The sequence below is a fragment of the Allobosea massiliensis genome (assembly GCF_042655245.1).
Lineage (GTDB): Bacteria > Pseudomonadota > Alphaproteobacteria > Rhizobiales > Beijerinckiaceae > Allobosea > Allobosea massiliensis.
The window spans coordinates 61,092-80,566 of record NZ_JBHSLU010000007.1 but is presented as its reverse complement, the minus strand read 5'-3'; the positions used below and the strand labels follow the sequence as shown (position 1 = coordinate 80,566).

The following is a 19,475-nucleotide window of genomic DNA, read 5'->3' as shown; positions in this document are numbered from 1 at the left end:
CATCGCCGCGTTGACAGAAGCCGCGCGTCACGCCATCGCTAGGGTTCGATCTTCCGAACGAGCCGACCGGCAAGGCAGATTATCGCGTCAAAGCGGACAAGATGAGCGATTTCGCAGCGAGCCTGGCCGATCCCCTGAAGGAAGCCAACGAGCCGAGCAGCGCGGTGGCGCGCTTCGGCCCCGAGACGCCGCTCGCCATGGATTGCGGCGTCAGCCTCGACCATTGGCAGATCGCCTACCAGACCTACGGTGCGCTCAACGCGGCGCGCTCCAACGCGATTCTGGTCTGTCATGCCCTCACCGGCGACCAGCATGTGGCGAGCCGCAACCCGATCACCGGCAAGGGCGGCTGGTGGACCGCCATGGTCGGCCCCGGCAAGCCGATCGACACGGACCGCTTCTTCGTGATCTGCGCCAATGTCGTCGGCGGCTGCACGGGGACGACCGGACCGGCCTCGACCAACCCCGAAACGGGGCAGCCCTGGGGGCTCGCCTTCCCGATGGTGACGATCCGCGACATGGTGCGGGCGCAGCGCCATCTGGTCGACAGCCTGGGCATCGACACGCTGTTCTGCGTCGCGGGCGGCTCGATGGGCGGCATGCAGGTGCTGCAATGGGCAGCGAGCTATCCCGACCGCGTCTTCGCCGCGCTGCCGCTGGCGACCGCCGCGAAGCATTCCGCCCAGAACATCGCTTTCCACGAGGTTGGCCGCCAGGCGGTGATGGCGGATCCCGAATGGCGCGGCGGGCGCTATCTCGAGGAGGGCACGCGGCCCTCCAAGGGGCTCTCCGTGGCGCGGATGGGCGCGCATATCACCTATCTCTCGGAGCCGGCGCTGCACCGCAAATTCGGCCGCAAGCTGCAGGACCGGGAGGCGCCGACCTTCTCCTTCGACGCCGATTTTCAGGTCGAGAGCTATCTGCGCTACCAGGGGCTCTCCTTCGTCGAGCGCTTCGACGCCAATTCCTATCTCTATGTGACGCGGGCAATGGATTACTTCGACCTCGCCGCCGACCATGACGGCGTGCTGGCCAAGGCATTCGCGGGCACCAAGACTCGGTTCTGCGTGGCGTCCTTCACCTCCGACTGGCTGTTCCCGACCGCCGATTCACGCGCCATCGTGCATGCGCTCAACGCGGCGGGCGCCTCGGTCTCCTTCGTCGAACTCGAAAGCGACAAGGGCCACGACGCCTTCCTGCTGGAGGAGCCGAACCTGTTCGCGACGACGCGCGGCTTCATCGGCGCCGCGGCGCGGGCGCGGGGGATCTGAGATGACGGTGACGAGCCTTCCCGTCATGCTCGCCCTTGTGGCGAGCATCCACGTCTTGAACAGAGGTCTCGACCAACGAAGACGTGGATGGTCGGGACAAGCCCGACCATGACGGAAAAGGCCACGCCATGACCTTCCCCGACACCCACACCAACCGCATCGACCTCAAGCTCGTCGCCGAAATGGTGACGCCCGGCTCGCGTGTGCTCGATGTCGGCTGCGGCGACGGCGAGCTGCTGGCGCTGCTGGCCGAGACCCGCAACGTCGATGCGCGCGGCATCGAATTGTCGCGCGAGGGCGTGGCCGGATGCGTCGCGCGCGGGCTCTCGGTGATCCAGGGCGACGCCGACACCGACCTGACCGAATATCCCGACGACGCCTTCGATTACGTCATCCTCTCCCAGACGATCCAGGCGACGCGCAATCCGCGGTTCGTGCTGGAGCAGATGCTGCGTGTGGGACAGCGCGCGATCGTCTCATTCCCGAATTTCGGACACTGGCGCATGCGTTCGCAGGTGTTCTTCCAGGGCCGGATGCCCGTGACCGATGCCCTGCCCTATGCCTGGTGGGACACGCCCAACATCCATTTCTGCACGATCCGCGATTTCGTGACGCTGTGCGAGACGATCGGCGCGGTGAAGGAGCGTGCGGTGGCGCTCGACGCGGCGGGCGGCCGCGTCGGCGTCAGCGCGCCCTGGTGGTTCTGGAACCTCTTCGGGGCGCAGGCGGTGTTCCTGCTGAAGCGGGGGTGATCCTTCTCCCCTCGGGGGAGAAGGTGGCAGCGCGCAGCGCTGACGGATGAGGGATGCCTCGACCGCAAACAAGAAAGGGCCGCTTGCGCGACCCTTCCCTCATCCGTCTGCTGCGCAGACACCTTCTCCCCCAAGGGGAGAAGGGAAAAGACTTCAGTTCAGCGGCACGCCGACGGGCCGCTTCTCCTTCACGGCCGCGACATCGCCCAGCATCAGGCTGGCCGGGCCGACCGTGACCGGTACCGTCTCGCCATCATGGACCTTGCCGGCCAGCAGCAGCTCGGCCAGCGGGTCCTGGACCGACTTCTGGATGACGCGCTTGAGCGGGCGCGCGCCGTAAGCCGGGTCGTAGCCCTTGTCGGCGAGCCACTGACGCGCCTCCTTCGACAGCTCGAGCGTGATCTTGCGATCGGTCAGCAGCTTGCCGAGACGGGCCATCTGGATGTCGACGATCGCGCCCATATCCTCCCGCCGCAGGCGGTGGAACAGGATGATGTCGTCGATGCGGTTCAGGAACTCCGGCCGGAAGGCCTGCCTGACCACGCCCATGACCTCGTCGCGGACGGCCTCCGAATCCTGCCCCTCGGGCTGGTTCACCAGATACTCCGAACCGAGATTCGAGGTCATGATGATCAGCACGTTGCGGAAGTCGACCGTACGACCCTGGCCGTCGGTCAGGCGCCCGTCGTCGAGGACCTGCAGCAGGACGTTGAAGACGTCGGGATGCGCCTTCTCGACCTCGTCGAAGAGCACGACCTGATAGGGCCGGCGGCGCACCGCTTCCGTGAGCGCCCCACCCTCCTCATAGCCGACATAGCCGGGAGGCGCGCCGATCAGACGGGCGACGGAGTGCTTCTCCATGTATTCCGACATGTCGAGGCGCACCATCGCGGTGTCGTCGTCGAACAGGAACGAGGCCAGCGCCTTGGTCAGCTCGGTCTTGCCGACGCCGGTCGGCCCCAGGAACATGAAGGAGCCGATCGGACGGTTGGGGTCCTGCAGACCGGCGCGGGCGCGACGGACGGCCGTCGAGACGGCCTCGACCGCCTCGCGCTGGCCGACGACGCGCGAGGCCAGCACCTGCTCCATGCGCAGGAGCTTGTCCTTCTCGCCCTCCAGCATCCGGTCGACCGGCACGCCGGTCCAGCGGCTGACGACCTGCGCGACATGGTCGGCCGTCACGGCCTCCTCGACCATGCCGCTGGTGTCGCCCTTGGCCTCGATCTCGGCCAGTGTCTTCTCGAGCTGGGGGATCTCGCCATAGGCGAGCTCGCCGGCGCGCTGATACTCGCCCTTGCGCTGCGCCTGGGCCAGTTCGTTGCGGGCGTTGTCTAGCCGCGTCTTCAGTTCGGCGGCGGCACCGAGCTTGTCCTTTTCGGCCATCCATTTCGCGGTGATCGTGGCCGAGCGCGACTCCAGATCGGCCAGCTCGGATTCGAGCCGCTTCAGGCGCTCCTTCGAGCCGGCATCGTTCTCCTTCTTGAGCGCCTCCTGCTCGATCTTGAGGCGCACGATCTCGCGGTCGATCGAGTCGAGTTCCTCCGGCTTGGAGTCGACCTGCATGCGCAGCCGCGCCGAGGCCTCGTCGACGAGGTCGATCGCCTTGTCCGGCAGGAACCGGTCGGTGATGTAGCGGTTGGAGAGGGTCGCAGCCGAGACCAGCGCCGAATCCGTGATGCGGACGCGGTGGTGCTGCTCGTATTTCTCCTTCAGCCCGCGCAGGATCGAGACGGTGTCCTCGACCGAGGGCTCCTCGACGAAGACGGGCTGGAAGCGCCGCGCCAGGGCCGCGTCCTTCTCGACATATTTGCGGTACTCGTCGAGCGTCGTCGCCCCGATGCAGTGCAGATCGCCGCGGGCGAGCGCGGGCTTGAGCAGGTTCGAGGCGTCCATCGCCCCGTCGCTCTTGCCGGCGCCGACAAGGGTGTGCATCTCGTCGATGAACAGGATGATGCCGCCCTCGGCCGCCGAGACCTCGTTCAGCACGGCCTTCAAGCGCTCCTCGAACTCGCCGCGATACTTCGCGCCGGCGATCAGCGAGCCCATGTCGAGCGAGAGCAGGTCCTTGTCCTTCAGGCCCTCAGGCACGTCGCCATTGACGATGCGCAGCGCCAGCCCCTCGGCGATGGCGGTCTTGCCGACGCCGGGCTCACCGATCAGGACAGGGTTGTTCTTGGTCCGGCGCGAGAGCACCTGGATCGTGCGGCGGATCTCCTCGTCGCGGCCGATGACCGGATCGAGCTTGCCCTCGCGGGCGGCGGCGGTAAGGTCGCGGGCGTATTTCTTGAGCGCGTCGTAGCTCTGCTCGGCGCCGGCGGAATCGGCCTTGCGGCCCTTGCGCAGGGCCTCGACCGCGGCGTTCAGCGCCTGCGGCGTCACGCCGGCCTTGCTGAGCGCCTTGCCGGCCTCGCTGTCCTTCTCGACCGCCAGAGCCAGCAGGAGCCGCTCGACCGTTACGAAGGAATCGCCAGCCTTCTCGGCCGCCTTCTCCGCAGTGTCGAAGACGCGGGCGAGGCCCTGCGTCAGGCTGAGGCCGCCGGCCCCCGCGCCGCTGACCTTGGGCAGCCGGGCGAGTGTGGTGTCGGTCAGTTGCAGGGCGAGCTTGGCATTGCCGCCCGAGCGGTCGATCAGACCGGCGGCCATGCCCTCATTGTCGTCCAGCAGCGCCTTGAGCAGATGCTCCGGCGCGAACTGCTGATGGCCCTCGCGGAGCGCAATGGTCTGGGCCGCCTGCAGGAAGCCCTTGGCCCGATCGGTGTATTTCTCGATGTTCATCTGGTCACTCCGCCCACCGGCACGCCCCGTGGCAGCGTGAACCGGTCGCCTTTCGTCAGGATGGAGCGCCCGTTCGGGCCGCCCCTCGCGACTTAGATAGTGTGGCATTCCCGCAACGGAAGAGGGTGCGAAACCGAATTGACCTGGGTCAAATCCAGCGGGCACGATGGGCCATGGCTGGCACGCAGCGACAGCAGGCGATCCGAAAGGCGCTCCGGGCACTGGCTCCGGGGATTCCGTTGGCGGACGCCCAGGCCGTGATCGAACTGGCCGAGCGCCGGCACATGAAGGATCTGCCGCCTTCGACCGCGCTTTGGCTCGCGCTGGGCAGCCATGTCCGCCACGTCCATACCGATTACGAGCAATTGCTGGCCGATGGTTACGAGCGCGAGGCGGCGCGATTTTTCGTGGTCGAGGAGACCGATGCGGTTCTCGCCGGCTGGGGGTGCCAGCGCTCGGTGGCAGACCTGCCGGAGGCGGAGGACGAGGCGGTCCGGACCCGCATCGCGCGGCGCTGATGGTGACCATGACACAGAGTCATCGGACCTCGCCGCCGTATCGCGCTAAGGTCCCGCCGCCACCGACTAAGGACCAGCCATGCGTATCGCCTCGCTCTATCGCTACCCGGTCAAAGGTCTCTCGCCCGAGCGCCTGACGTCAGCGCGGCTGGAAAGCGACAGCTATTTTCCGGGCGACCGGCTCTTCGCCATCGAGAACGGGCCTTCGGGCTTCGATCCGGCGGAGCCCGTCCATCAGCCGAAGATCAAATATCTCATGTTGATGCGGCATGAAGCGCTGGCGACGCTGCGCACCCGCTTTGACGACCCCACCGGCGATCTCGTCATCGCCCGCGACGGGGCCGAGGTCCTGCGCGCTTCGACACGGACGGAGGCGGGCCGCCGTTCGATCTCAGCCTTCTTCGAGTCGTTCATGCCGGAGGCGCTGCGCGGCGAACCGCGGCTCCTGAAGGCGCCGGCGGGCTACCGCTTCACCGATTCGCGCTCGGGCTTTGTCTCGCTGATCAACCTCGCCAGCGTCGCCGATCTCGAACGCCGCCTCGGCGCGGCGGTCGATCCGCTGCGCTTCCGCGGCAACATCATGGTCGAGGGCCTGGCGCCCTGGGCGGAGCTCGATCTGGTCGGGCGTGACCTCTCCGCGGCCTCGGGGCTGCGGCTCAACGTCATCAAGCGGATCGAGCGCTGCGCCGCGACCAATGTCGACCCGCAGACCGGTGCCCGTGATCTGCAACTGCCGAAGACCCTGATGTCCGCCTTCGGTCATGTCGATTGCGGGATCTATTGCCGCATCGTCGCGGGCGGCACACTGGTCGAGGGCGAGCGCCTCGAACTGGCCGAGCCGCCCGCCTCCCTCGGAATCGCCTGACAAAAAAAGGGGCCCTCGCGGGCCCCTTCTTCAACGTTCAAACGCGGCTGCGTTCACTCGGGCGAGCCATCGGCCTCCGAGCCCAGCGCATCCATGACCTCGCGCGGTGAACGCCGCCGACGCGGGCGCTTGGGAGCCCCCTCCGCCGCGGCTTCCGGCGCCTCACTGGCGGCAGGCTCCGCAGCGACCGCCGCCGGCTCGACGGCGACGGGAACGCGCACCGGATTGGTCAGGAAGGACGGCAGCGCGGCCGCAACGTCCTCGCCCGGCTGATCGGCATCATGCGCGGCGTCGCGCTCGCGGCGAGGCCGGCGCTCGGGGCGCGGGCCACGATCGGGCCGGTCGAAACGACGCTCTCCCTGCACCGGCTGCGGCGCCAGATCAGGCTGCTCGCCCCCGACGGGAATATCGGAGCGCGGCGCATCGGGGCGCGGCGCGTAACCGCCCTGCGGATTCTGGCCGCCCTCGGCGCGCTCGAAGCGCCGCTCGCCATTGCGATCGAAGCGGCGGTTGCCCTGACGATCCTGGCCCTGCCGATCCTGGCCCTGCCGATCCTGGCCCTGGCGATCGTTGTGGCGCGGGGGGCGGTCGAAACGCTGCCCCTCGCCGCCTTCGCCCTCCGGGCGAGCGGCATGCTGGCCATTGTAGCCGTTGCCGTTGTAGCCACCCTGGCCACCGCGCTGCTCGGGCTGCTGCGGGCCGCCCTGCTGGACCGGCTGGTCGTCGTCGCCATCCTCCTCGCCCTCGTCCGCATCCTCGTTGAAGGCGCGGTTGGGCGGGAAGCTGTGGCCGAACTGCTGGGCCATCTGCTCCTGGGCCGCCAGCAGGATGCGGTAATAATGCTCCGCATGCTGGAAGTAGTTCTCGGCGGACACAGGGTCACCCGAGGATTGAGCGTCACGCGCCAGCTGCAGGTACTTTTCAGCGACATGCTGCGCCGTACCGCGGACCTTCACGTCGGGACCGTTGGACTCGTAGCTCCGCTGCAGCGGGTTCGGCGCCTTCCGGTTACCATTGTTGTTGTTATTGTTGTTGTTGCGGCCGCGCATGCGCCGGTTCTGACCTGGTCTCATTCGCGTGAATCTCGCGCTCTGTGCTCAAGGCAACCGTGGGGACATCATGCGCGTCCCGGCGCACAGCGGGTTGCGGCGCTGCGCCGGAGGAGTTTGACCTGAAGTGGCTTTGCGCCGTTCCTGGTCTTCACGCGCTCTTTCCAAAGGGGACCCGAGGTCCCGTCAGCCGATCAGCGCCACGGCGCTTTCGGTGTCCAATCTGGCTGGTCAGTTCCGTCGATTCGCGGACATGTCCGGGGGAAGCGACCAGGGCGCCACAGGCATGACCCGCGGCTCCATGCTGACGACACCAGCGTCGGCTAGGTTGGTGCATAGAGGATTTCCCCGTCCGCTCCAAGCAAAATCGCGCGAATGATCGCGCTTTTTCAGTGGAGAGCGAAGATCAGCGCGCGCGGATGATCTCCGAGATCGCGCCGCGTTGCACGATGGCACCAGCCCGCCTCCCGCATGATCGCCGTCACATCCCCTTCCTGCCCCGCCCCGATTTCCAGCACGACGAAGCCGCCGGGCGCCAGATGGCCGCCGAGGCTGCGCGCGAAGATGCGATAGGGCGCAAGCCCGTCGGCGCCGCCGTCGAGCGCCAGCAACGGATCGTGCTCACGCACCTCACGGTCGAGTCCGGCGATGTCGCGGCTCGGGATGTAAGGCGGATTCGAGAGAATGAGGTCGAAGCGAGCGTCGAGCCCCTCCGTCCATTGTCCCTGGCGGATCTCGCAGCGCTCCCCGACGCCGTTGGCCAGCGCATTGGCGCGGGCGATCTCGCAGGCGCCGGACGACAGATCGATGCCCAGCCCGGATGCGGCAGGACATTCGTGAAGCATGGCGATCAGGAGGCAGCCGGTCCCGGTCCCGAGGTCGAGCATCGTCAGCGGCTGGCCGCGACGCGGCCCGAGCGTAGCGAGGGCGGCCTCGATCAGGGTTTCGCTGTCGGGCCGTGGTTCGAGCGTGTCGGGGGACAGGCGGAAGGGCAGCCCCCAGAACTCGCGCTCGCCGATCACCCGCCAGAGCGGTTCGCCGGCGAGGCGCCGGGTGAGGAGCGCGTCGAGACGGTCCGCGTCTTCCGGCGCCAGCGGCACCGACATGTCGGCGGAGGGCCCCGCAACCTGCTCGACCAGCCAGCGGCCCTCGAGCGCCGCATTGACGAAGCCGGCCTCGGTCAGCCTCCGAACAACATCGCGCCGCACCTCCCTCAGGGGAGATGCGGCGTCGAAAGAACCGGCTGCCGCGGCGGTCGCCGGGGTCAGTTGCCCTGCATCTTCTCGTTGATGCAGAAGCGCATCTTGGTGCGGATCGCCGAGCGGCTCTCGCCCGAGCCGCGCATTTCGTTCTGGCAGGCCCGACGTGCCTGCGACTGCGTCATCGCCTTGTTGATGCGGGCCGGCTGGCCGCTCGTTGCGCGCTTCAGGCCGCGCTCCATCGAGCGTTCCACACGCTCCGCCGTGCCCTGGGCCTGAGCCGGCGCGGCCAGCATGCCAGCCATCAGAGCGGCGGCGGCGAAGCTCGAAAAGGTCTTGATCATCGAGGGGTCCCCCCTGTTGCACTGTCGATGCGTCAGCAACGCCGGAGGGGCGAAGAGGTTTCATCGCTGGGGGCTCGTCGCGCTTCACGCCAGCCCCTCGGTCGCCAGCAGGCGGGCCTGATGCTCGGCCGTAAGGGCGTCGATGATGTCGTCCAGCACCAGCCCCTGCATCATCTCGTCGAGCTTGTAGAGGGTGAGGTTGATGCGGTGGTCGGTGACACGGCCCTGCGGGAAGTTGTAGGTGCGGATGCGCTCGGAACGGTCGCCGGAGCCGACCTGCGAGCGCCGGTCGGCGGAGCGTTCGGCATCCAGCCGCGTCCGCTCCATGTCGTAGAGCTTGGCGCGCAGCAGATCGTAAGCACGGGCCTTGTTCTTGTGCTGCGAGCGTTCGTCCTGCACCACGACCGCGATCCCCGTCGGGATATGGGTCAGGCGCACGGCCGATTCCGTCTTGTTGACGTGCTGGCCGCCGGCGCCGCCGGCCCGCATGGTGTCGAGGCGGATGTCGGCGTCGTTGAGGACGATGTCGACGTCGCCGGCGAGCGGGAGCGTCGCCACGGTGGCCGCGGAGGTGTGAATGCGGCCGCTGGTCTCGGTATCGGGCACGCGCTGGACACGATGCACGCCGGATTCGTATTTCAGCCGCGCATAGACGCCGCGGCCCGAAATCTCGGCGATGATCTCCTTGTAGCCGCCGACCGTGCCCTCGCTTTCGGACAGGATGTCGAGACTCCAGCTCTTCTGGGCCGCATAGCGCTGATACATGCGGAACAGGTCACCCGCGAAGAGCGAGGCCTCGTCGCCACCCGTGCCGGCGCGGATCTCGAGGATGACACCCCGCTCGTCGGCGGCGTCCTTGGGCAGCAGCGCGATCAGAATCTCGCGAGCCCGGGCGTCGATCTCGGCCCGGGCGGAATCGCGCTCCTCATAGGCGAGTTCGCGCAGCTCGGCATCGGTCGCGCCATCCTCGATCAGGGCCTCGGCCTCAGCCAGCCCCGTCTGTGCCTGGCGCCAGGCGGCGATGGCGTCCACGACCGGGCCGAGCTCCGAGAGCTCGCGCGAGAGTTCGACCACCCGCGTCGCCTCGGTCGCGGTGTTGATCTCGGCGGACGCCGCGGCGTGGCGGGCGACGATGGCGTCGAGGCGGTCCTGCGGAAGCTGAAGCGACATGATGAACTCGGACGGGAGGTGTGAAGGGCGCGGTGGGGCCAGAACGGCCCGCTAGACCGGCACCTTGAATTCGGCGGCGAAGGCTGCGAGCTGCGGCCGCAGGCTGGCCGCGCCCTCTCCGGAGGCCAGCATCCAGTCGATGCGCTCCGTGAGCTTGCCGACATCGAGCGCCCGCAGCATCGCCTTGACCGGGCCGATCGACGCCGCCGACATCGAGAAGGCGCGATAGCCCAGCCCGATCAGCGCCAGCGTCTCGAGCGGCTTGCCGCCCATCTCGCCGCAGACGGTGACCGGGCAGTTCGCGTCCGCCGCGGCCTCGACGATGCTGCGAAGGGCGCGCAGCGCGCCGACGCCGAGCGGATCGAAACGGTCGGCGACCCGCTTGTTCTCGCGGTCCGCCGCAAAGAGGAACTGCATCAGGTCGTTGGTGCCGATCGACAGGAAGTCGGCCTCGCGCACGATCTCCGGCAATTCGAACAGGAGCGACGGCACCTCCACCATGACGCCGAGCTGCAGGCTGAGCGGCGGCACATGGCCCTGCTTGGCCAGCATGGCCTGCTCGCGGTCGACAATGGTGCGGGCGCGCAGGAACTCGTCGACCGTCGCGATCATCGGCAGCATGATCTTCATGTCGCGGCCCGATCCGGCCCGCAGCAGCGCGCGGATCTGGGCGCGCAGCAGGCGCGGCTTGTCGAGCCCGATGCGGATCGCGCGCCAGCCCAGCGCCGGGTTCTCCTCCTCGACGCGCTCCATATAGGGCAGCACCTTGTCGCCGCCGATGTCGAGCGTGCGGAAAGTGACGGGGCGCCCTTGCGCCTGGTCGAGCACCGCCGTGTACAGCGCCTGCTGCTCGCTCGTCGTCGGCATGTGCTCGGCGACCATGAACTGAAGCTCGGTGCGGAACAGGCCGATGCCCGCCGCGGCCGTCGCCTCCAGATTCGGCAGGTCGACGAGCAGGCCGGCATTGATCTGCAGGACGATCGGCACCCCGTCGCGGGTGACTGCCGGCTGGCTCTTGAGCTTGCGGTACTGCTCCTGCTTGCGGGCGCGCAGCCGCGCCTTGTCCTTGTAGGCGTTCTCGACGTCGGGCTGGGGCCGGATCTGGACCTCGCCGGCCTGGCCGTCGACGATGACGGCGTCGCCCGACTGGATCAGGGCCGTGGCGTTGACGATCTCGCCCACCGCCGGGATGCCGAGCGCGCGGGCGACGATGGCGATGTGGCTGGTCGGTCCGCCCTCCTCCAGCACCAGCCCCCGGAGGCGGGCACGGTCGTAATCCAGCAGCGCGGCCGGGCCCATGGAGCGCGCGATCAGGATCGCGTTTTCCGGCATCTCCTCGCGGGCGACGCCGTTGGCCTTGCCGACGAGGGTACGCAGCAACCGGTTGGCGAGGTCGTCGAGATCGTGCAGGCGCTCGCGCAGATAAGGGTCCGTCTGGCGCAGCATCTTGGCGCGGGTGTCGGACTGTACGCGTTCGACCGCCGCCTCGGCCGTCAGGCCCGTCAGCACGACCTCGCGCATGCGGCGCAGCCAGCCCTGGTCATGCGCGAACATGCGGAAGGTCTCGAGCACCTCGCGATGCTCGCCGATATGGGCGACGTCGCCGCGCTCGATCAGCTCGTCGATCGAGGCGCGCATCTCCGCGATGGCGGCTTCAAGACGCTGCACCTCGGCGGCCGGGTTCTCGGCGATGAGGTTGGTGATCGCCACGCGCGGCTCGTGCAGCACGGCGTGTCCCAGGCCGACGCCGTCCGCCAGCGAGACGCCGACGCTGTGGATCGGGCGGTCCAGACCGATCGAGGCGCCGGGCCGGGCCAGAGACTTCAACCCGCCGGCGGCGATCATCTCCGCCATGATCATGGCGGTGGTCTGGAGCGACTCGACCTCCTCGTCGCTGTAGAGGCGCGAGGCGCGGTTCTGGATGACGAGCACACCCATCACTGCACCGCCCCGCAGGATCGGCACGCCGAGGAAGGAGCGGTAGATCTCTTCACCCGTCTCCGGCCGGTAGGAGAAGGCCGGATGGTTCTGGGCGTCCGAGAGCGCGAGCGGCTCCGCCTCACGCGCGATCAGGCCGACAAGTCCCTCGCCGGCGCGCATGGTGGTGAGATGCACCGCCTCGCGGTTGAGACCTTCGGTGGCGTAGAGCTCGAGCGAGCCGTCCTCACGCAGCACATAGACGGAGCAGACTTCGGCGACGAGGTTGGCGGCGATGAGGACGACGAGCCGGTCCAGCCGCTCCTGCGGGCTGATCGACGCCGCCATGACCTCGCGAAGGCGGCGCAGCAGAACGCCCGATCCTCCGAGAGCGCCTCGCATCGATTGTTCGTCCTCCGCCTGCCCGGACTTCCAGGCCGCCTTGCATTGCAGACCTGACACCTGTCATGGCCGAGTCGCAAGCGCTCCCGCCTCGGGCGCCTTCTAGCCACCCGGGGCGGTCTTGGGCAAGGGCCGCGGCGGCGATGGCGCGGAATGGTTGTAGGGACCGCCGCTCGAGCGGATGTCAGCTGCGCGGCTGGGGACCGGCTGGAGCGCTGCCCCGCAGGCCGACCGGACCAAGCTTGCGCGCCGGGGCACCTCCTGCGGAGCGCGGCTTCTGCGGCGGCTTGCGCGATCCGGATCGCCCTTGGGGGCGCTTTGCGGATTTATCCGGGCCTGGCACGATCTCGGGCTCCAGCGGCGCTGCACCCGACAGGACGGCGAGATAACTTCGTGTCCACCAGCCGATATCGGTTGCGGCAATGGTGTCATAGAGCTTCTCAAACCGCCGGACTCGCTCGGATTTCGGCATGGCCAGCGCGGTGCGGATCGCCTCCGCGACCTCGTGCGTATCGAAGGGATTGACGATCAGAGCCTCGCCCATCTGATGCGCCGCGCCCGCGAACCGCGACAATACGAGCACGCCGGGATCGGCCGGGTCCTGCGCCGCCACATACTCCTTGGCAACGAGGTTCATGCCGTCGCGCATCGGGGTGACGAGGCCAACCTGGGCACGCCGGTAGAACCCTGCCAGCGCGTTGCGAGAGTAGGCCTTCTTGACCACGCGGATCGGCGTCCAGTCGAATTCACCCAGCGCCGCGTTGAGGCGCCCGGCGACCTCGTCCGATTGCCGGTCGAGTTCGGCATATTCCGGTACATCCGAACGCGAGGGCGGCGCGATCTGCAGGAGACCGACGCGGCCGCGCTGATCGGGGTGGCTGCGCAGGAACTGCCCGAAGGCTTCGAGCCGCTGGACGATGCCCTTCGAATAGTCGAGCCGGTCCACCCCGACCACGAGCTTGCGCTCGCCCAGCGACTGGCGCGTCGCCTTGAGGGGCGTGGTGGCCGAGCGCACGGAGGCCGCCGCGAGCTTGCGGAACGCCTCGACATCGATGCCGATGGGGAAGGCCTGGACCTGCGTCTGGCGGCGGCCGACGCGCAAGCGCGAGCCGTTGATGCTCGCGCCGCACATGGCGACGAGGCAGCCCATCAGATTGGCGACATCGGTCTGCGTCTGCAGCCCCACGAGGTCGTAGGCCGCGACCGTGCTGGCGAGCGTCGATGCAAAAGGCAGCGCCCCGAACACTTCCGCCGGCGGCCAGGGGATGTGGTGAAAATAGCCGATGCGGTTGCCGACACCACGGCGACGCAGTTCCGCTGCCAAGGGAATCAAATGGTAGTCGTGGATCCAGATGATGTCGTCCGGACGCAGGAGACCGATCAGCGCCTTGGCGAAGCGGCGATTGACCGCGAGGTAGCCGGCATAATCCGTCCGCGAAAACTCGGTGAGACCGAGCCGGTAGTGCATCAGTGGCCAGAGCGCGCGGTTCGAGAAGCCGAGATAGTAGGACTGGCGCTCGGCTTCCGTCAGGTCCGTCACCGCGTAGGTGACATTGCCACGCTCCACCACATTGGGCGCGCTGGTCGCTTCCCTGACATTTCCACTCCAGCCGAACCAGAGGCCGCCCTGCTTCTCCAGCGCCTCGCGCAGTGCCACCGCCAAACCACCGGCTGCGGCTTTCTCGGTCCGCTCGGGGATGGTGACACGGTTCGAGACGATGACGAGGCGCATGGTGGCGATGATCTCCTGTGGCTGTATACCCGCGATCGCAGCGATCCGATTTTAGGCGGGGAAGCAGGAACAGAACGCCTGCCGCGGCGTAATGTTTCGATTGCGGGGCACCGGATTTCGGCGTCCGAGCGGCGAAGCTGTGAGCAGAAGAAGGCAGGACCATCCACGAAATGTCAAATTCCGATGCTGAGTAGGCGCGCATTCCGCGTCGTATTGCCGGTGTCCGTAGAAATCTAAAAAGTCCACGTTCCGTTCAAAAGCTCTTGATTTCAAACAGGCTATTGTCATGAACTTGACACAAACCGGGAATGAACCGCCCCTCGACGATTGGGCCCGGGACGAGCGCGCCATCGCGCTGTTCCTCGACTTCGACGGAACCCTGGTCGAGATCGCTCCCTCACCTGCCGATGTGCGGCTCGACCGCCGGGTGCCGGCCGCGCTCGACCGCCTGCGCGGCCATCTCTCGGGTGCGCTTGCGCTGGTGTCAGGTCGGCCGATTTCCTTTCTCGACACGGTGCTGGCGCCCTACCGCTTCGACACCGCCGCGCTGCACGGCGCCGACATCCGCTGCGGGGACGAGGTGCTGACCCAGGCTGCCGCTTCCGCCGAAATGCGGCAGGCGGTGCGCGATCTCGTCCGCTTCGCCAACAGCCATGTCGGCATCATCGTCGAGGACAAGGACCTCTCCGTCGCCCTGCACTGGCGCCTGGCCCCTCAAGTCCATGACGAGGCTCTGGATCTGATGCGCGCGCTCGCCGAGCGGATGGGCCCGCTCGTCCGGCTGCAGGAGGGCAAGGCCGTCGCCGAGCTCGTGCCGGCGAGCGCCAGCAAAGGCACAGCCATCGCCCAACTGATGCAGACCGCGCCCTATGCCGGGCGCGTGCCCGTTTTCATCGGCGACGACGTCACCGACGAGCACGGCTTCGAGGCGGTGAATGCACTCGGCGGGCTATCGATCCGCATCGGCGACGGCGAGACACTGGCTCCGCTGCGCCTGCCCTCGCCGACCGCGCTGCGTGCCATTCTGCTCAACGCGGCCGAAACCGGCCGCCTGACGGCTTCCAGCTTCTATCAGGGATAACCATGACTGTTTCGACGATGCCCGCGGGGCCCCACTCGGCCTCGCTCGACCTCGGCGTGATCGGCAACTGCTCGATCGCCGCTCTCATCGACCGGCGCGCCCGGATCGTCTGGGGCTGTTTCCCGCGGTTCGACCGCGACCCTGTGTTCTGTGCGCTGATCGACAATCAGGCGGAGGATGGCGATGCGATGCCGCGCAAGGGCGTCTTCGCGATCGAACTCGTCGGCATGACGCGCTGCGAACAGACTTACCTGGACAACACCGCGATCCTGTCCTCTGTTTTGTCCGACGATCACGGCAATGCCATCGAGATTCTCGATTTCGCGCCCCGCTTCGTCCGCTACGAGCGCTTCTTCCGGCCACCGCAAATCGTCAGGCGCGTGCGTCGCGTCTCAGGACGGCCGCGCATCCGTGTCATCGTGAAGCCCGCGCTCGGCATCGGCGAGGAGCCTGACGAGATCACGCGCGGCTCCAACCATGTGCGGTTCGTCGGCGCCGACCAGACGATCCGGCTGACGACGGACGCCCCCATCTCCTATGTCGTGGACGGCGTACCCTTCGCGGTGGAGCGGCCCTATTCCTTCTTCATCGGCTCTGACGAAGCCTTACGCGCCGAGATCGAGGAGACCTCGCGCGAGTTTCTCGACAAGACGACAGACTATTGGCGCGACTGGGTGCGCTCGCTCTCGCTGCCCTTCGAATACCAGCGCGAGGTGATCCGCGCTGCGATCACGCTGAAGCTTTGCGCCTTCGAGGAAACCGGCGCCATCGTCGCCGCGCTTACAACCTCGATCCCGGAGGCGCCGGGCACCCAGCGCAACTGGGACTACCGCTTCTGCTGGCTGCGGGATGCCTATTTCGTCGTCCATGCCCTCAACCGCCTCGGCACGACCAGGACGATGGAGGATTATCTCAACTTCATCACCAACATCGTCGACAGCTTCACCGAGAGCGGCGCCGATCATCTGCCGCCGCTCTATCCGATCACGCGGGGCGGGTCGCTGCGCGAATTCGAGGCCGCGACCCTATCGGGCTATCGCGGCCATCAGCCGGTGCGGTTCGGCAATGGCGCGGCGATCCAGATCCAGAACGACGGCTATGGCGCCGTTGTGCTCGCGGCGACGCATGCGTTCTTCGACCAGCGCCTGATCCAGCCCGGCAAGGAATCCCTGTTCGGCCAGCTCGAGCGGATGGGTCAACTGGCCGTCACCTCTTTCGACAAGCCCGATGCGGGGCCCTGGGAGCTGCGCGAGAAGGAGGCGGTGCACTCCTTCTCGAGCGTGATGTGCTGGGCAGCCTGCGACCGGCTCGCCCGCATCGCGGCGACGCTCGGACGCGCCGACCGCAGCGATTACTGGGAGGGCGAGGCGACGCGCCTCAAGAGCGTGATCCTCGACAACATCTGGAACGCGCAGAAGGGCCACCTCGTCTCGACCTTCGGCGGGGAGGATCTCGACGCGACGCTGCTGCTCTTCGCCGAGCTCGGCTTCCTCAAGGCGGACGACCCGCGCTACGTCGCCACCGTGGAGGCGATCGGCCGGGATCTGACGCGCGGCGATCTGCTGCTGCGCTACGCGACGCAGGATGATTTCGGCTTCATGCACACCGGCTTCCTCATCTGCGCCTTCTGGTATGTCGATGCGCTGCACGCGATCGGCCGGCGCGAGGAGGCGAAGGCCCTATTCGGCCGCATCCTGCAGCGGCGCAACAGCTTCGGCCTGCTGTCGGAGGATGCCGATCTGGAGACGGGCGAACTCTGGGGCAACTTCCCCCAGACCTATTCCCATGTCGGGATGATCAACTCGGCCATGCGGCTGAGCCGCAACTGGGAAGAAGCGTTCTGACGGCAGTCGCGCGGTCCGACGCCGTCATGCTCGGGCTTGTCCCGAGCATCCACCTCTTGAACACCGTGCTCAACCCGCGACGCAGTGGATGGTCGCCACAAGGGCGACCATGACGACGGAGCGGGGCCGGCCGGCCTCATTCCATCAGCTTCGCCGCGCGCATCACCGACAGGGCCAGCACCTGCGCGGCGGGCACGATGCTCTCGACCTCGAGGAATTCGTCCGGCGTATGCGCCATGCCGCCGATGGGGCCGACGCTGCAGAGCGTCGGGCAGCCCTGTGCCGCGGTGAAGCCGGAATCGGCGCAGCCGCCGGTGAACTCGGCGATGGTGGCGATGCCGAAGCCGGCCGCAGCGTCGCGATAGGTCTCGAACAGCTTCTGCGAGTCCGGGGTGCCTTCCAGTGGCAGGAACTCGCCCTTGATGGTCAGGGCGGCCGATGTCCCCACGACAACCGGCGTCTCGACGATGGCGCGGATGGCCTCGACCAGTTCGGCCCGCTGGGCGGCGGTGACGTAGCGCAGGTCGATCTCGCACCAGGCATGGGGCGCGACCGTGTTGACGGTCTGGCCGCCGCCGATCAGCCCGACATTGACCGTGATGCCCTTCTCCAGATCGGTGAGGCCCTGAAGCTTCGGAATCTTGTGGCCGAGATCGACGATGGCCGAAGCGCCCTTCTCGTAGTTCGCACCGGAGTGGGCCGGCTTGCCGGTGAATTCGGCGCGCATGAAGACGCCGCCCTTGCGGCCGCTGGTGACCGATTGCCGCCGGTCCTTCGCGAAGCCGCTACCCGCCGGGAGGCGGCTGGGCTCGGCATTGAAGGCGCAGCGCGATTCCCGCGCCGCCGCCTCGATCACCGGGCGCGAGGACGGCGAGCCGATCTCCTCATCGCTCGTCGTCAGCATCGTCAGCGGCGCGGAGAGGCCGCCGCATTCGGCAAAGGCTGCGGCGACGAAGGCCTCGATCACGAGGCCGGCCTTCATGTCGGCGACGCCCGGCCCATAGGCCCGGCCATCCTTGATCGAGAACGGCCGGCGCGTCGGCTCGCCTTTCGGGAAGACGGTGTCGCGATGGCCGAGCAGCAGCACCGGGCGCTGGTCGTTGGCGGTGGGATTCGGCAGGCGCGCCTTGACCGCATCGCCATAGCGGCCATTCGCAATGATCTCGACTGCGAGACCGTTGCGCTCATGGAAGCGGGCGAGCACCTGCCCGGCGCGATCGACACCCTCCTTGTCGTAGGAGCCGGAATCCGTGTCGACCATCTCGCGCAACAACGCGACCATCGCGTCCTTGCGTTCGGCGAGCCAGGCCGTGACCTTGGCTTCTTCCGGAGTCATCGTGCTCATCGCTGCTCTCATGGTTCCGTATGGGACAGGTTGTGCAGCATAGCGATGCCAAAGCGGGCCGGGTAGCGCTGCGCGGAGGGCGATCCCGCGCAAAAATGGAGATCGACAACGCGGTTCCCGCAAGGGAACCACGCCCAGCCGCCACCGTTATCACCCGGGCCCGCAGGTCGGGTCGGGGGGACTTCCATGACGCTGTTCAGCCGTCTGCTTTACACGATGATTGCCTTCACGCTGCTGGCGGCGGCGATCCTGCTCATCGCCGTCGCCGTCTGGCGCACAGCGACGGGCTTCTGGACCGGCGAAAATGCTTTGGGGTCGATGCTCGACGGCATCAGCCTGATCATCATCGCGGTGGCGGTCGCCGATGTCGGCAAGTTCCTTTTCGAGGAGGAGGTTCTGTCAGACCGGGAGTTGCGGCGTCCGGCCGAGGCGCGTGGGTCGCTGACCAAGTTCATGACCATCATCATCATCGCACTGCATCTCGAGGCTCTCGTGCTGATCGCCAAGACCTCACGCGAGACGATGGGCGACATCGTCTATCCGGGGCTGCTCGTTTTCCTGGCCGCGACGTCGATGGTCGGGCTCGGCCTGTTCCAGAAGCTCAGCCAGAACGCCACGGCTGTGGTGCCGCCGGACCGGACCGGCGGCGAGCGCGACGAGCCGCAGCTTCGCGCGGCAGCCACCGAAACCTGACGGCAGGCTCAGCCCTCCGGCTCAAGCAGCATCAGGTCCGTGTCGTCCGGCCTCGCGCCGGCCGCCGTCAGCATGGCGTGGATCTGGCCGCGATGATGGGCCTGATGGTTGAAGAGATGGACGACCAGCAGCGCGCGGGGCTTGCGCATTTCGCGCTGCGTCGCGCCGGAGAACCAGACCATGTCGTCGGCCAGCCATTCGGGAGACAGCCCGCGCGCCCACTCCAGGATCGTGACGTCGAAGGCCTGCCGCTGCGCGACGAGGTCGGCCCAGTCCGCGACGAGGTCGGCGGATTCGTGGATGCGGTGGGTCGGCTTCGGTGTGCCGGCGAAGCGCGAAAGCCACATGCGGTCGGCCCAGAGCAGATGGCAGAGCGTGCCATGGATGGACTTGAAGAACGCGCCGCGATCCTGCCGGCGGGCCGCGTCGTTCAGCGTGGCGGCAGCGGTCAGGAGGCACTCGTTCTGCCAGGCGTTGTAGCGCGCCATCGTCCGCGCATAGGCCGTGTCGATCACTGC

The 19,475-nt window shown here is 67.7% G+C and carries 16 protein-coding genes; 7 read left to right on the top strand and 9 right to left on the bottom strand.

The window, feature by feature from the left end:
• Nucleotides 1-101 precede the first annotated feature (101 nt).
• Nucleotides 102-1,271 (top strand): homoserine O-acetyltransferase MetX, encoded by a 1,170-nt coding sequence (gene metX / locus ACFPN9_RS03495; protein ID WP_066716669.1) that lies wholly within the window; start codon nucleotides 102-104, stop codon nucleotides 1,269-1,271.
• Between the two features lie 128 nt (nucleotides 1,272-1,399).
• Nucleotides 1,400-2,023, top strand: a complete 624-nt coding sequence (gene metW / locus ACFPN9_RS03490) for a methionine biosynthesis protein MetW (RefSeq protein WP_066716680.1) — start codon at nucleotides 1,400-1,402, stop codon at nucleotides 2,021-2,023.
• Nucleotides 2,024-2,176: 153 nt separating this feature from the next.
• Here the strand turns inward: metW and clpB are convergent, their stop codons facing one another.
• Nucleotides 2,177-4,798, bottom strand: coding sequence for an ATP-dependent chaperone ClpB (gene clpB / locus ACFPN9_RS03485; RefSeq protein ID WP_066716691.1), 2,622 nt, complete (start codon nucleotides 4,796-4,798; stop codon nucleotides 2,177-2,179).
• A gap of 173 nt (nucleotides 4,799-4,971) precedes the next feature.
• Here clpB and ACFPN9_RS03480 point away from each other — a divergent pair, with 173 nt between their 5' ends.
• Nucleotides 4,972-5,316 (top strand): DUF2293 domain-containing protein, encoded by a 345-nt coding sequence (locus tag ACFPN9_RS03480; RefSeq protein WP_066716694.1) that lies wholly within the window; start codon nucleotides 4,972-4,974, stop codon nucleotides 5,314-5,316.
• 79 nt (nucleotides 5,317-5,395) lie between these two features.
• Nucleotides 5,396-6,181: an MOSC domain-containing protein gene (locus tag ACFPN9_RS03475; protein WP_066716697.1), complete on the top strand. Its 786-nt coding sequence runs from the start codon at nucleotides 5,396-5,398 to the stop codon at nucleotides 6,179-6,181.
• A gap of 53 nt (nucleotides 6,182-6,234) precedes the next feature.
• Here ACFPN9_RS03475 and ACFPN9_RS03470 read toward each other — a convergent pair whose 3' ends face one another.
• The 6 genes from ACFPN9_RS03470 to ACFPN9_RS03445 all read right to left on the bottom strand — a co-directional run bounded on the left by ACFPN9_RS03470 (nucleotide 6,235) and on the right by ACFPN9_RS03445 (nucleotide 13,994).
• Complete coding sequence (locus tag ACFPN9_RS03470; protein WP_066716706.1) at nucleotides 6,235-7,230, bottom strand: DUF4167 domain-containing protein; 996 nt, start codon at nucleotides 7,228-7,230, stop codon at nucleotides 6,235-6,237.
• 389 nt (nucleotides 7,231-7,619) lie between these two features.
• Complete coding sequence (gene prmC, locus ACFPN9_RS03465) at nucleotides 7,620-8,438, bottom strand: peptide chain release factor N(5)-glutamine methyltransferase (protein ID WP_066716709.1); 819 nt, start codon at nucleotides 8,436-8,438, stop codon at nucleotides 7,620-7,622.
• A gap of 56 nt (nucleotides 8,439-8,494) precedes the next feature.
• Entirely contained in the window at nucleotides 8,495-8,773 is a 279-nt protein-coding gene (locus ACFPN9_RS03460) for a hypothetical protein (protein ID WP_066716712.1), read from the bottom strand.
• A gap of 84 nt (nucleotides 8,774-8,857) precedes the next feature.
• Complete coding sequence (gene prfA, locus ACFPN9_RS03455; protein ID WP_066716714.1) at nucleotides 8,858-9,943, bottom strand: peptide chain release factor 1; 1,086 nt, start codon at nucleotides 9,941-9,943, stop codon at nucleotides 8,858-8,860.
• A gap of 51 nt (nucleotides 9,944-9,994) precedes the next feature.
• Nucleotides 9,995-12,262, bottom strand: coding sequence for a phosphoenolpyruvate--protein phosphotransferase (gene ptsP / locus ACFPN9_RS03450; protein ID WP_066716716.1), 2,268 nt, complete (start codon nucleotides 12,260-12,262; stop codon nucleotides 9,995-9,997).
• Nucleotides 12,263-12,446: 184 nt separating this feature from the next.
• Nucleotides 12,447-13,994 carry an alpha,alpha-trehalose-phosphate synthase (UDP-forming) gene (locus ACFPN9_RS03445; RefSeq protein ID WP_082735151.1) on the bottom strand — a complete coding sequence of 516 codons (1,548 nt, stop codon included), beginning with the start codon at nucleotides 13,992-13,994 and terminating at the stop codon, nucleotides 12,447-12,449.
• Nucleotides 13,995-14,280: 286 nt separating this feature from the next.
• Between ACFPN9_RS03445 and otsB the strand changes: the two genes are divergently transcribed.
• Entirely contained in the window at nucleotides 14,281-15,075 is a 795-nt protein-coding gene (otsB, locus tag ACFPN9_RS03440; RefSeq protein WP_066716719.1) for a trehalose-phosphatase, read from the top strand.
• Between the two features lie 2 nt (nucleotides 15,076-15,077).
• Nucleotides 15,078-16,919: a glycoside hydrolase family 15 protein gene (locus tag ACFPN9_RS03435; protein WP_082735152.1), complete on the top strand. Its 1,842-nt coding sequence runs from the start codon at nucleotides 15,078-15,080 to the stop codon at nucleotides 16,917-16,919.
• 136 nt (nucleotides 16,920-17,055) lie between these two features.
• On the opposite strand, the gene ACFPN9_RS03430 is transcribed toward ACFPN9_RS03435, so the two are convergent.
• Nucleotides 17,056-18,255, bottom strand: coding sequence for a M20 family metallopeptidase (locus ACFPN9_RS03430; protein ID WP_377815778.1), 1,200 nt, complete (start codon nucleotides 18,253-18,255; stop codon nucleotides 17,056-17,058).
• A gap of 195 nt (nucleotides 18,256-18,450) precedes the next feature.
• Between ACFPN9_RS03430 and ACFPN9_RS03425 the strand changes: the two genes are divergently transcribed.
• Nucleotides 18,451-18,957, top strand: a complete 507-nt coding sequence (locus tag ACFPN9_RS03425) for a hypothetical protein (protein ID WP_066716722.1) — start codon at nucleotides 18,451-18,453, stop codon at nucleotides 18,955-18,957.
• Between the two features lie 8 nt (nucleotides 18,958-18,965).
• On the opposite strand, the gene ACFPN9_RS03420 is transcribed toward ACFPN9_RS03425, so the two are convergent.
• Entirely contained in the window at nucleotides 18,966-19,472 is a 507-nt protein-coding gene (locus ACFPN9_RS03420) for a DinB family protein (protein ID WP_066716726.1), read from the bottom strand.
• Between the last annotated feature and the right edge of the window lie 3 nt (nucleotides 19,473-19,475).